The 13,695-nt window shown below is 47.9% G+C and carries 6 protein-coding genes; 5 read left to right on the plus strand and 1 reads right to left on the minus strand.

The genetic code is table 11. The annotated features are described in order from the left end of the window. Positions 1 to 8: 8 nt before the first annotated feature. The 5 genes from NSU15_RS08045 to NSU15_RS08065 all read left to right on the plus strand — a co-directional run bounded on the left by NSU15_RS08045 (position 9) and on the right by NSU15_RS08065 (position 12,632). Positions 9 to 1,841 carry a beta-galactosidase family protein gene (locus NSU15_RS08045; protein ID WP_339289841.1) on the plus strand — a complete coding sequence of 611 codons (1,833 nt, stop codon included), beginning with the start codon at positions 9 to 11 and terminating at the stop codon, positions 1,839 to 1,841. A gap of 41 nt (positions 1,842 to 1,882) precedes the next feature. Continuing rightward, positions 1,883 to 9,850 (plus strand): polysaccharide lyase family 8 super-sandwich domain-containing protein, encoded by a 7,968-nt coding sequence (locus tag NSU15_RS08050; protein ID WP_339289842.1) that lies wholly within the window; start codon positions 1,883 to 1,885, stop codon positions 9,848 to 9,850. Between the two features lie 184 nt (positions 9,851 to 10,034). Beyond that, on the plus strand, positions 10,035 to 10,742 hold the full coding sequence (locus NSU15_RS08055; protein ID WP_042125430.1) for a DUF421 domain-containing protein: 708 nt from the start codon (positions 10,035 to 10,037) through the stop codon (positions 10,740 to 10,742). Between the two features lie 108 nt (positions 10,743 to 10,850). Further along, positions 10,851 to 12,347 carry an alpha-N-arabinofuranosidase gene (locus NSU15_RS08060; RefSeq protein ID WP_339289843.1) on the plus strand — a complete coding sequence of 499 codons (1,497 nt, stop codon included), beginning with the start codon at positions 10,851 to 10,853 and terminating at the stop codon, positions 12,345 to 12,347. A 12-nt stretch (positions 12,348 to 12,359) separates the two neighbouring features. Continuing rightward, positions 12,360 to 12,632 (plus strand): DUF6171 family protein, encoded by a 273-nt coding sequence (locus NSU15_RS08065; protein ID WP_339289844.1) that lies wholly within the window; start codon positions 12,360 to 12,362, stop codon positions 12,630 to 12,632. A 153-nt stretch (positions 12,633 to 12,785) separates the two neighbouring features. On the opposite strand, the gene NSU15_RS08070 is transcribed toward NSU15_RS08065, so the two are convergent. Beyond that, positions 12,786 to 13,694 (minus strand): ArsR family transcriptional regulator, encoded by a 909-nt coding sequence (locus tag NSU15_RS08070; protein ID WP_042125436.1) that lies wholly within the window; start codon positions 13,692 to 13,694, stop codon positions 12,786 to 12,788. Position 13,695 lies beyond the last annotated feature (1 nt).

A 13,695-nucleotide genomic window follows, 5' to 3' on the forward strand; every position in this document is an offset into this window, starting at 1 on the left:
TGTCGATTATGAGCCTGCTCACCTGGAACAACGGACAATATTTGCTGGACGGACAGCCTTACCGGATTGTATCGGGAGCGATTCATTACTTTCGAGTTGTGCCTGAATACTGGAAAGACCGGCTGCTGAAATTGAAAGCCTGCGGATTTAATACCGTAGAGACCTACATCGCCTGGAATATGCATGAACCTAAGGAAGGGGAGTTCGTATTTGATGGCATGGCCGATGTTGTCTCTTTTATCGAACTGGCTGAAGAGGTTGGGCTTCATGTGATTGTCAGACCGAGTCCATTCATTTGTGCGGAATGGGAGTTCGGAGGCCTGCCGGGCTGGCTGCTGGCTTACGGGGAAATTCAGCTTCGCTGCTGTGACCCTCTTTATTTAAGTAAAGTGGATCGGTATTACGATGAGCTAATTCCTCGGCTGGTTCCGCTGCTCTCCACATATGGTGGGCCGATTCTGGCCGTCCAGGTAGAGAATGAATATGGAAGTTATGGAAATGACAGTAACTACTTGAGATATATGCGTAATGGATTGGTCAGCAGAGGGGTAGATGTGCTGCTCTTTACTTCCGACGGGCCAACGGATGAGATGTTGCTCGGCGGAACGTTGGAGGATGTGCATGCAACAGTCAATTTTGGTTCTAGTACAGAGGAGTCTTTCCGCAAATATAGGGAGTACCGCTCTGATGAACCTCTGATGGTGATGGAATATTGGAACGGCTGGTTCGATCACTGGATGGAGGACCATCATGTACGTGATGCCGAAGATGTAGCTGGCGTTCTGGATGATATCCTAACGCATGGCTCCTCACTAAATATGTACATGTTCCATGGCGGAACCAATTTTGGCTTCTATAATGGGGCGAATCATATCGTCGGCTACGAGCCGACGACTACAAGCTATGACTATGATGCTCCACTCACGGAATGGGGAGATACGACGGCAAAATTTGAAGCTGTCCGGTCGGTACTTGGCAAGCATGGATTTGCCCCGACTTGTTCACTCCCTGAGCCGATTCCGAAGATCTCCTATGGAAAAGTTGCCTTGACGGAAAGAGCGGAACTGTTCACAGCTTCCAATCTGGATAAGTTATCCGAACCGGTGAACAGTGTATTTGTTCAGCCGATGGAGAAGCTCGGACAATCCTATGGCTTTATAGTGTACAGTACTTTTGTAAAGGGACCGCGGTCCAGGCAGAAGCTTCACATCGAAGGCGTGCGGGATCGGGCGCAGGTCTTCCTAGATGGGCAGCTGCTTGGGGTAATTGAACGCTGGAATCCGCAGCCACTGGAAATTTCTATTCCTGCAGGGGGAGCGAAGCTGGATATTCTCGTCGAGAATATGGGTCGGATCAACTATGGACCGCTCATTCGTGATCCGAAAGGAATTCTGGACGGGGTTCGAATCGATAACCAACTGCAATATAACTGGACGATCCGTACACTTCCGTTAGAACCTGGAACGCTGGCTTCACTTGAGTACAAGGAGCAGACGGTGGAGAAGCAAGAAGCTGCGGCACTTTCGGGTTTGCCCGGATTCTACAGGGGCTGCTTTGATGTGGAGGAAATTGGCGATACTTTTCTACGGTTCGATGGATGGAATAAAGGGGTTGCCTGGATCAACGGCTTTAATCTGGGCCGCTACTGGAACGCAGGACCACAAAGGGCCCTATATATTCCCGGTCCATTGCTGCGCAAAGGGCGTAATGAACTTGTTCTTTTGGAGCTGCACGGCTGTGCGGAGACTTGCGAAATTGAACTTGTGAATCTTCCGGATCTGGGAAAAACTTCAGCTGTCGACGATGCCGTGCTGAATTTTGTACAGGAAGATATATTGTAGATATTTTTAGCTTTAACCTATTCTAAGATTGGGGTGAACAAATGCGAAAACCAAGTCTGTTTTTAGTATTAGTTCTCATTGTTGATCTTTTTTCTTCCTGTGCGGGAGTTTTTTATCACTCGGACAGCAGGGCATCTGCGGCTGCATCAAATCTTATGCTTAACGGAAGTTTTGAGAATTCAACGACAACCCTGGACTCCACCTGGACAGGGGTTACAGACTCTGCTCCGGTGGGCTGGAGCTTATGGGTACCTACTGGTAGCGGAAAAGGAACGAATAAAACTGCAAATATCAAGATAGACGTTGGCACTGCGCATGAAGGAACCCGGTCCATGCTATTCGATGCCTTTGCGACAAGCAGGATTTCCATCAATCAGGGGGGAACTTCGGTTATCCCCGGTAAATCCTACAGACTTAAAGTCTGGCTGAAGACGGACAATGTCACTGGGCAGGGAGCTTACTTTAGAACACAATATTACAATACTGCCAAAGTGGGAGATGGGCCTTCCTCTCCTAAAATAACAGGCACACAGGACTGGAGTTTGCAGCAAGTACTTCTAACTATGCCGGCTAACGCGACGAAGCTTGTCATCGAGCCTTTTTTGGAGACTGGAAAAGGTAAGCTATGGATAGATGATATCGTATTGGAGGAATATGCGGGTCTTACAGGAATTGCGCTAGACCGTACAGCCTTCTCTATGGTCAAAGGGGACACGGTTGCACTTCTACCGACTTTATCCCCTATAACGGCGGTGGATAAAACGGTAGTATGGACTTCGAGCAATCCAGAAGCTGCGACTGTGGATGCACTTGGTAATGTAACGGGAACGGGGATCGGATCTTCGACCATCAAGATTGCTACGCCGGATGGTAGCCTTGCAGCCGAATGTCTGGTTACTGTTGAAGCTCCCGACACGATACAGGCTTACAATAAATTGAGGCTGAGATGGTACGACCGATTAAGTGGTGGCCAATACGATGGGAGTGATCCTGATATAGCTGCCAGTATAAGCGCTCAGGCTGCTTCGGCTGCTGCACTTTGGGAGGGGATGAACAAATCCTCCAGCCGCACCTCCTTGTGGAGTGATACCACGAGCACTACAGATTCGCAGTTTATTACAAGCGCTTACAATCGCTTGAAGACTATGGCGTTGGCCTATTCTGTGGAGGGATCGGAGCTTTACGGCAACAGCGCTTTGGCGGATGATATTGTAAGCGCAATCAATTGGATGTACACCAACCGTTACAACCCGAGCAAAAGTGCTTATGGGAACTGGTGGGACTGGGAGATCGGCACGCCGCAGGTTGTGAATGATCTTATGGTGCTCATGTATGACCATCTGACGCCGCAGCAAATCAATCAGTATCTTGCGGCTATAGATGCCTTTTGTCCAGACCCCAAAGTAGGGTCGGTGCTTGGCGTTAAGGGCACGAAGATGACGGGAGCGAACCTGCTGGATAAAGCGCTTGTAGTCACGGTAAGAGGCGTGATTGGCAACAACAGTGCGAAGATCATTCAGGGCCGTGATTCCATAGGCTCTGAGTATGTGTACACAACCCATGGAGACGGTGTGTATAAGGATGGCTCCCTCGTTCAGCATAATAATATAGCCTATACGGGAGGATATGGTTCGGTCTGGCTCAAAGGTACGGCGGATATGTCTTATCTGCTGACCGATTCTCCATGGCCAATAACGGACCCGAATGTTCTGAACATTTACGAATGGGTGGCACAGACTTATGAGCCGGTGATCTACAACGGTCAATTTATGGACTCGGTCAATGGCAGAGGGATCTCTAGAAAAGGGAGCGGCAGCGCAAGGGGGTTAATTGTCACCCTGCTGCGGATGGCTGAAACTGCTCCAGAGAATATTGCTTTATCCATCAAGCAAGCGGCGAAAGAATGGATCTCAGCGAATATGGCATCCGGTAATTATTATGAAGGGTTGTCGCTTGCCGATATAACGATTGTGAAAAAGCTGATGAATGACGGGAAGGTCGATCCAAGAGGAGCTCTGATTAAGAATCAAGTCTTCGCCGGTATGGACAGGGTAGTTCATCTCCGCGAAGGTTACGGCTTTGGCCTGAGCTTGTTCTCGAATCGCATCTCGGCGTTTGAGAAAGGGAACAACGAGAACCTGAAGGGATGGTACACGGGGATTGGGATGACCTATTTATACGATCAGGATCTGAACCAATACCGCAATGACTTCTGGCCTACCGTCAATTCCTTCCGCTTGTCTGGCACGACAACGGATGGATCGGGGCAGGGGATGGTACCTGTAGAATGGAAAAGTTACATGAATCCGAAAACCTGGGTGGGTGGATCGTCATTGGAAGGCCTTTACGGTGCAGCAGGGATGGATTTCTCTCTGTCCCAAGTGACAGGCAGCGACTTGCAGGGCAAGAAATCCTGGTTCATGTTCGATGATGAGATTGTGGCGCTCGGTTCGGGAATCTCCAAAACAACTGCCGGCCCGCAGTCTGTCGAGACGATCGTTGATAACCGCATGCTGAACGAAGCAGGGAATAACAAACTTCTAATCAACGGAGCCGCAGAACCATCACTGGCCGGATGGTCAGAGACGGTGAAGAATGTTCAATGGGCCCATCTGGAGGGCAATGTGCCAGGTTCCGATGTTGGATACTATTTCCCGGACGCTCCAACTCTCCTGGCTCAGCGTGAAGCTAGAACCGGCAGCTGGAAAGAGATTAATGCCACACAATCCGATGTTCCCGTTACACGGAACTATCTAAGCCTGGCATTTGAGCATGGAGATACGCCTTCGAACGGCTCATATTCCTATGTCCTGTTGCCTAATCGTGATGTTGCCGGCACTGAAGACTATAGTGGCAACCCGGATATCGAAGTGCTAAGCAATACAGAGAATGTGCATGCAGTAAGAGAGAAAAAGCTGGGTATAACCGCCGCTAATTTCTGGAATCCAGGAACGGTAGATTCCATCAAGGCGCTCAATCCGGCTTCTGTAATGATTCGGCAGATCGATCAGGAGCTTGAGGTTTCGGTGTCTGATCCTACACAGTCGCAAAACCTATTGTCCCTGGAACTGGATATACCGGGGTTGACACTGCTCAGCAAAGACAGCAAGACGGAAGTGGTGCAAGCATCGGGAAATACAGTTATTACAGTGGATGTGAAGAATTCCATAGGGGCTACGCATGTATTGAAATTTAATATTGCTGAAGGAGAGACTCCAAAAGACGAATATGACGAGCTTCGTGGAAGATGGGTGGATTATTTGACCGGAGGGCAATCCTTCGATCCGAATAATCCGGACATCGCTAAGTCCATAACGACTTTATCTGATAAGATCAGCAATCAGGAGCAAACTGGATTCTGGGATACGATGAACAAGCAATTGAACCGTACTTATTTATGGAGTGATAAGCCGGGCAGCACAGCAGATGCTTTTGATACGGCAGCCTCTTATAATCGGTTGAAGGATATGGCTATTGCCTTTAGGACAACCGGCTCACCATTGTACGAGAATATGCAATTGAAATCAGATATCCTGGGCGGCTTAGACTTCCTATACGCAAATTGGTATAACGAAACAAAAGTGGAGAAAGGTAATTGGTTCGAATGGGAGATAGGCATTCCGCTTGCATTGGGAGATACGATGGCCTTGATGTTCGAGTATTTATCAGCCGATCAGATTACCAAGTATACCAAAGCCATCGATAAGTTCTGCCCGGACCCAACCAAACGGACGAATCAACCCTCTTTGATGGAAACCGGTGCGAATCGCCTGGATAAAGCACTGGCGGTGGTCCTGAGGGGCATTCACAATCGTGACAGTGCGAAGATTAAGCAAGGACGGGATGCGGTTAGCCAGGTATTGCCCTATGTGACCCGCGGAGACGGCTTTTATGAGGACGGCTCCTTTATCCAGCATAATAATATTGCTTATACCGGCAGTTATGGGGCTGTATTGCTAGGCGATATGATGAAAATGATGACCTTGCTGACAGGGTCCTCCTGGCCGTTGACTGATGCCAATATGAAGAATGTATACAACTGGGTAACGGATTCTTATGAACCTCTTGTCTACAGAAAATTAATGATGGATATGGTGTTCGGCAGATCGATAGCCAGGGGAAACCGGCAGCTCGTGCCTTGGTCGCATATTCTGCGGCTGGCTTCTTCCGCGCCACCGGAGCAAGCGGCCCGGTTTAAATCGATGGTGAAGTATTGGTTCGAAGCCGATACGGTAGTAGAAAGTTATTACGACGGTCTTAGAGTAGCAGATATTGTTCTGCTCCAGACGCTTATGAACGATCCAGAGGTACAGCCATCAGGAGACCTTACTGTGCATAAGCAGTTTGCGGCTATGGACCGGATTGTCCATCATCGGCCTGGATATGCCTTTGGGATCAGCATGTCTTCGGCCCGAATTGCCAACTATGAAGCTGGCACAGAGAACCTGAAGGGCTGGTATACAGGCGAAGGCATGACCTATTTGTATAATCAGGATCTGGATCAATATGCAGATGCATTCTGGCCGACCGTGAACGCTTATCGTCTGCCTGGGGTTACATCAGATGGGGCAAGTCGCGGTGCAGCCAAGACTACATCTAAAACCTGGGTGGGAGGATCATCCATAGACGGTCTTTATGGAGCGGCCGGCATGGATCTGGATCCGGATAACAGCACGTTGTCCGGTAAAAAGTCCTGGTTCATGTTCGATGATGAAATCGTAGCGCTTGGGGCAGGCATTACAAGCACGGATAACCGCAAGGTGGAGACCATCGTAGATAACCGTAAGCTCAAGGCGAGCGGAGAGAATGTACTTACGGTCAACGGAGAGGTCAAGCCATCCGCGCTGGGTTGGTCTGAGTCAATGAATCAGGTGCATTGGGCACATCTGGAGGGCAATGCTCCCGGCTCGGGAATCGGTTATTATTTCCCTGACGCCCCAACGATAGACGGTCTACGTGAGTCTCGGACTGGCGCATGGAAGGATATTAATCAAGGGGGATCAACGGAGCCGATTACGAGAAATTATGTCAGCCTGTCGATTGCTCAGGGAATGAATCCGGTGAATAAATCGTATTCGTACGTGCTGCTGCCGAATCAGGATGAAACGGCAACAGCACGCTACAGCAGTAGTCCCGACATCGAAATTATAGCCAACACGGATAGTGTTCAAGCTGTCAAGGAACAGAAGCTGGGACTTACGGCTATGAACTTCTGGGTTCCGGGAATGATCGAATCCGTACGTGCCAATCATCCAGCTTCCATTATCATCAAGGAGTCTGGAGATGAACTGACGATAGCCGTTTCGGACCCGACACAGTCCCAATCTGTGGTGAATGTAGATGTCGGCAGAACCGCGCTGGAAGAGCTGATGAAAGACCCGACCGTGACGGTACTGCAGACCTCACCGAGGGTTGAGCTCGCAATCCATACAAGCGGGTCCAAAGGGAAAAGCCATGTTGTCAAGTTCAGAATTGATCCGAATGCTGAGCCTTCTGAGCCCTCCGATTTGGAACCAGACGAAGCGGCAATAACGAAGCTGTATGTTTCTGAAGATGCGTATGTCAATGGAGGATCGAAAGCTGCAATCAATTATAGTTCGGTCAATTACTTGCAAATCAGAAATGGCAGTGGGGACACAGACAGAAAGGCTTATCTGAAATTTGATCTGAGTTCATTTGTCGGCGAAGTCGGTTCTGTGAAGCTGAATGTGTTCGGAAAGACAAATGACGGGGCAGGCACTTTATCCGATATCGGTGTATTTGGAGTCCAAGATGACTCTTGGACAGAGGCAACGATAAATTACAATAATGCTCCAAAAATCGGTACTCAAGCCGCGCTGCAGACTTTTTCCGGACCGGAGCAGTGGCGGCAGTTCGATATCACCTCATGGGTTGGCTCGGAGTTCCCTTCCGATCCGGTGATAAGCCTGGCTGTTAAGCAGGTAGGCTATAATCTCGCCACAGACATAAGAAGCCGCAAGAATGAGAATGGCAAATATGCTGCATATCTGGAGATTTTGCCGAAGGATACAACACCTCCGGTCACGAAAGCTACCATACTTGGAGAAACAGGAGAAGGGGGCTCATATAAGGGCAAAGTGAATATCATTTTCGATGCGACCGATCAATCCAATTGGGGAGCTGTCGGCTGGGGAGTCAAGCGGACGGAATACCGGCTCAACGGAGGTGCATGGAATACGGTTACTCAGAGCGTATATATCGAGAACTCCGGAACCTTCGGAATCGATTATCGTTCGGTGGATAAGGCAGGCAATGTAGAGCCGTTCCGGCAGCTTCAGGTGACGGTCATGGAGCCTACAGAAAGAGTCTCAACGGCAATCAGCGGCCCGGAAATCCTGAGTGTCGGGGAGACCGGAACGGCGGTTACTTCGATAGTGTACAGCGACGGCAGCCGTTATATAGTAACCGAAGGTATAATCTATGAGACTAGCGATCCTAACGTCGCAAGTATAGACAAAGATGGCCATATTGAAGCTAAAGGCCCGGGCGTTTCGGTTATTTCATCTGTATATGACAACATGACCTCTTCCTATTCATTAAAGGTGTATGAACAACTGCCGGAACTCGTCTCTATTTCGTTAAGCGGTCCGACATCCTTGGTCATAGGGCAGAACGGTAAGGTGGTCACAACGGCGGTATATAGTGATGATAGCCGTCTTACGGTAACCGAGGGTGTGATCTACGAGAGCGGTAACAGGAAGGTAGCCACAGTAACGGCAACGGGGCAGCTGCAAGCTCTCGATCCGGGTATGACTGTAATTACTGCAAGTTACGGAGGACAGCAGAGCAGTCTGACGCTTCAGATTCTACAAGCGGAAGACACTTCTTCAACTGTCCCGAGCTCGCAACCACAAGTGCCTTCCGTTCCGGAGGAAACGGCGGGGCGGCTGCAACTAAACGCCGCTTCGTTGAACGATCTCTCGGCAGCAATTGTCTATGAGGGTAAATTGAGAGTGCTAGTATTGCCGGGAACGGCAGCAGATATGCTTAAGCAGAAGCCGCTTCGGGTAGAGGCTTCTAACTTCAATGTGACCCTTCCGGCGGCGGTGCTTCAACAATTGCGGGACTTGATTCCTGCGGAGCAATTAGCCAGCAGTCAGATCTTTCTGGAGGCTTCCGAGGTGGAAGGGGAAGCAGCACAACGGATGCTGGCAAGCGCAGCGCAGCAATCCGGCGTAGAGCTGAACCTGGCAGGTGAATTCCTTGACTTTAAGCTCTATATTGCCACAGCAGACGGGAAAAAGAGTGTAATTCACCAATTTGTAGATCAACTTACTTTAGAGCTTAACACTCGCCCTGAGACGAACAGGAATTTACTCGGCAGCTATTATTTTTCGGACTCCGGAAATATGGAGTATGCGGGCGGTTCCTGGCTAAAGGGCAAGGTGGCTCTGAGTACTGAACACTTAGGCACATATGCCGTGCTGGAATACAACAAATCTTATGATGATGTTCCATCCGGACATTGGGTGCATGAGGCTGTTCAAGAATTGTCCGCTAAACATCTGATTCAAGGCGTTGGGCTTCGGAAATTCGATTCGAATCGGTCAGTGACCCGTGCGGAATTTACAGCCATGCTGACCCGTTTGCTGGGTCTTGAAGTAAAATCATCTACAGTATTTACGGATGTATCTGCGGATCAGTGGTATGCGGAGGAAGTGGCGCAGGCTGTAGAGGCGGGGATCGTCCATGGGGTGAGCGAGACCCGCTTCGCTCCAGAAGCCCTTATTTCCCGTCAAGAGATGGCGGTGATGGTGATGCGGGCCTACGAATATATCAGTGGGAAAAAGGTGGAATCAAAGCCTGTAATCCAATTCGGTGATTTGAGTGCGGCTGCCTCATGGGCCCGTGAATCAATCATTGCCGCCCAAGTCCTTGGACTTATCCAGGGCCGGAGTGACCGGAACTTCGATCCGGGAGGCTCAGCAACCCGAGCTGAAGGCGCAATGGTTCTGCATAATCTGCTTGAAATCAAGAATGAAAAGTAAGAGTTCGAAGCCAGGGCTTTGGGACGGTTCAGTAGAACCATTCCAGAGCCCTTTTCGCGGTTATAGAAATCTCCTAAAGCCTATCCGTAAGAATCTTTCTGTACATTGATTACTTCAATTGTAGTGAGGTTTCATTTCTACTGCGTCTGTAAATAATGGGAAAGGAGAGATAGGGGGTTGAGTGATGCAAGCGCATCTGGATATTGTGCTTCGTACAGTAGTAGCGATGATCATGCTGTTATTGATAGCTAAAATATTGGGTAAACAAACGATTTCTAATTTGACGTTTCATGATTTCGTAACAGGTATTATATTGGGATCGCTTGCGGCGAACTTGGCTTTTAATAAAGATCTACAATCATCATATATGATCGTGGCGCTTGTTGTTATCACAGCTACATCTTTTCTGCTATCAGTCATCGCTATAAAGAGTCGTAGAATGCGAAGCTGGATATCGGGTTCACCCACGGTACTTATCGAAAATGGGAAAATTCTTGAAAAAAATATGAAAAAGGTAAGGTATTCACTGGATTCCTTGGCACAGGCGCTGAGGGAAAAAGAAATTTTTAATTTAGAGGTAGTAGAGTACGCCGTATTAGAAGATAACGGAATGGTATCCGTCTTAAAGAAACAAGAGTATCAATATGTTACCCGAAAAGATTTGAAGCTTTCTTCGGTCTCTCAGAGCTTTCCCGTAGAGTTAATTATGGATGGCGTCCTCATTGAAGAAAATCTTGAGAATAATGGTCTGACCAAAGAATGGCTGGAGAATGAGTTAAGACGGAAGGGGAAACGGATCTCCGACGTATTTTACGGGGTAAGAGGTACGCAACAGCAGCTTGTATTTGATTATTATGAAGACAAGATAAACAAGCCTATTGATAAAGAATAGTGAATATTGATATTGGAGATTGACGGATCGCGGAAGACCGCTCTATAATGTTTGTATAATTATTAATTAGTTAATAAAAATATAAATGTTGAAGGGCGGTACTTATTTATGGCAGAGCGCGCAATACTTAACACAGACATTCGCAAAGGCACAATAAACAAAAATATTTATGGACATTTCTCTGAGCATCTAGGACGTTGTATTTATGAAGGTATTTGGGTTGGAGAAGATTCACCGATTCCTAACACTAATGGTATTCGTAATGATGTTGTGAAAGCGCTTAAAGAAATTCAGATTCCAGTGCTTCGCTGGCCGGGTGGATGTTTCGCGGATGAATATCATTGGAAAGATGGTATTGGTGATCGCGAAGCCCGTAAGCGGATGATCAATACGCATTGGGGCGGCACGGTTGAGAACAACCATTTTGGTACGCATGAATTCATGGAATTATGTGAGATGCTGGAATGTGAACCTTATATCAATGGTAATGTGGGAAGTGGTACGGTTCAAGAGATGTCCGAATGGGTGGAGTACTTAACCTTTGGCGGTGTTTCACCAATGTCTGAGCTTCGCCAGCAGAATGGACATCAAGAGCCTTGGAGTGTGACTTATTTTGGCGTTGGTAATGAGAACTGGGGCTGCGGCGGGAATATGCGTCCAGAATATTATGCAGATCTTTATCGCCAATATCAGACGTATGTACGTAATTACGGGGACAATCGTATTCACCGGATCGCTTGTGGTCCTAACGTGGATGATTATCACTGGATGGAAGTTTTAATGCGTGAAGCTACACGCTTTATGGACTCGATTACCCTTCATTATTATACGATTCCTGGTCCAGCATGGGAGAATAAAGGGGCAGCAACAGGCTTTGAAACTAGTGAATGGTTTAGCACCTTAGAAAAGGCACTTCGCATGGATGAGCTGATTACTAAGCATGGCGTTATTATGGATAAATATGACCCGGATAAACGAGTAGGCCTTATCGTTGACGAATGGGGAACTTGGTATGATGTTGAGCCGGGTACGAACCCAGGATTCCTATATCAGCAGAATTCGATTCGGGATGCCCTAGTAGCTGGTGTGACACTGAATATTTTCCATAAACACAGTGATCGGGTACGGATGGCAAATATTGCTCAGACCATTAACGTGCTTCAAGCGGTGATTTTAACCGAAGGAGAAAAAATGCTGCTAACGCCTACCTATCATGTATTCAATATGTTTAAAGTCCATCAGGATGCTGAGTTGTTGGATTTAGCAATCGATAGTGGAACTTACAGCTTTGAGGGCCGCGAGATTCCTGAAGTGTCTGCCTCAGCTTCTGTAACAGACGCTGGAATCATTCATGTCAGTCTTTGCAACTTGAATCACGCTGCCTCAGCTACTGTACCCCTAGAGCTACGAGGTCTTTCCGGGCAGAAGGTTGAAGTGACCGGCACTACGCTCGTTGGTGACAAGATAGATGCTCATAATACATTTAGTCAGCCAGATGCAGTCGTACCGGAAGCTTTTACAGCCTTTACACTTGAAGGTGATCTTCTTAATGTAGAGCTGGCTCCAATGTCAGTAACTGTGCTGGAGATTACGCCAAAGGCATAAGGTGGTGTTATCATGTCAACAACATCTACATGCAAGGGGTGTCGAGACGATTATAAGGTTACCGAAGCACAGATCGAGCGTATTTTGTCATCAAGCATGTTTAAGACAGAGCTTTGTGTTCCGGATGAAGTTTATGCTGAGCGAGTTGCTCTTTGCAGGACTTGTCCTAAGCTGCATGAGGGCGTGACTTGTGTTGCTTGTGGCTGCATTATTCCCGTTGTAGCTAAGCTTAAGGAACGCAGCTGTCCACTGCCCGGTGGCGGATTATGGGGATCCTTCATTTAACATGATATTAGGTAAAATAATAGCCGCATTCGACTCTCCAAGGAGAGATGAATGCGGCTTTATTCGTGAAATATAAGAAATTCACGCTATCGTTAATGTCTTATATTATTCAAGAAACGGTTATCCTCTTTAAGAGACGATAACCGTTTCTTCTTAGGCATCTGTATAGAACAGCTCAACGATTAAATCGTCATTATAGTTGCCAAAGCCTTTGCCAAAAAGGGTAATGCCGCCAATATGCTCGGCATCCTCATCGACAGAAAGCTTGAAGGTCCACTGCTTGTTACGGATGTTCACTTGATCCAGTGTAACGTCAGAGAGTTTCAGACCATCCATAAATGTACCTTTAGGTGTTACGCGCAGTTGTTTAAGTAGGCCGTATTGGTTCGTGAGTGCTGGCCACCAAGCCGGTGTGTATTTGCCGCGTCTGTCTCCGTAATCACCGGGACTTGTCCAGAATCCGAGCTTCACTCCGTTCAGTGTGAAAGTGATATCGGAGGGCCAATTATTATTAATGGAGGGCGCTTCGGAAGCAATCTCCATCGTAATAATTAGTTCCTCTGGCTGTTGACTGGAGAGGAGAAAGTTAGGAATTTTATATTCGATATATCCTTTGCCGAACCAAAGAATACCAGCATTCATACGCTCGAGATCCCAGAAATAACGGGGGTCATCAAAGCTGCCAATCACTTGCTCCGTAGTTGCTAGACCGCAGGTAGGCTCAATCAGGAAGTCGGAATAATGTCCAACAGGAATTTCCTTGCGGTAGCTTTTTCGCTCATTGATTTGTCTGCCCGGAAAGGTGATCTCGGTACTTTCAGCAGCTAGTGTACAGATCTTTTGCAGACCACTTCGTCCAGGCGCCATATGTGTCTGGATGAGTCCTGCAGCTTCCAGCTTGCGTACATGCATAGTCATAATGGCGCTGCTCAAATTTACCGCTGCGGCCAATTCCTTGACATTCATAGGATTCTCGGCAAGCAAACGCAACAGATGTAGACGCACTGAGCTGGCTAAAGCTTCGTAGACGGGAAGAGATTCTTCCGACAGGTCAAGTTTCATA

The sequence above is a fragment of the Paenibacillus sp. FSL E2-0201 genome, assembly GCF_037963325.1.
Classification (GTDB): Bacteria; Bacillota; Bacilli; order Paenibacillales; family Paenibacillaceae; genus Paenibacillus_AQ.

Excerpts from the sequence above, each read along its gene's own strand:
- NSU15_RS08070 (WP_042125436.1), bottom strand. The coding sequence starts at position 13,694 with ATGAAACTTGACCTGTCGGAAGAATCTCTTCCCGTCTACGAAGCTTTA.
- NSU15_RS08060 (WP_339289843.1), top strand. The coding sequence starts at position 10,851 with ATGGCAGAGCGCGCAATACTTAACACAGACATTCGCAAAGGCACAATA.
- NSU15_RS08065 (WP_339289844.1), top strand. The coding sequence starts at position 12,360 with ATGTCAACAACATCTACATGCAAGGGGTGTCGAGACGATTATAAGGTT.
- NSU15_RS08055 (WP_042125430.1), top strand. The coding sequence starts at position 10,035 with ATGCAAGCGCATCTGGATATTGTGCTTCGTACAGTAGTAGCGATGATC.
- NSU15_RS08045 (WP_339289841.1), top strand. The coding sequence starts at position 9 with ATGAGCCTGCTCACCTGGAACAACGGACAATATTTGCTGGACGGACAG.
- NSU15_RS08050 (WP_339289842.1), top strand. The coding sequence starts at position 1,883 with ATGCGAAAACCAAGTCTGTTTTTAGTATTAGTTCTCATTGTTGATCTT.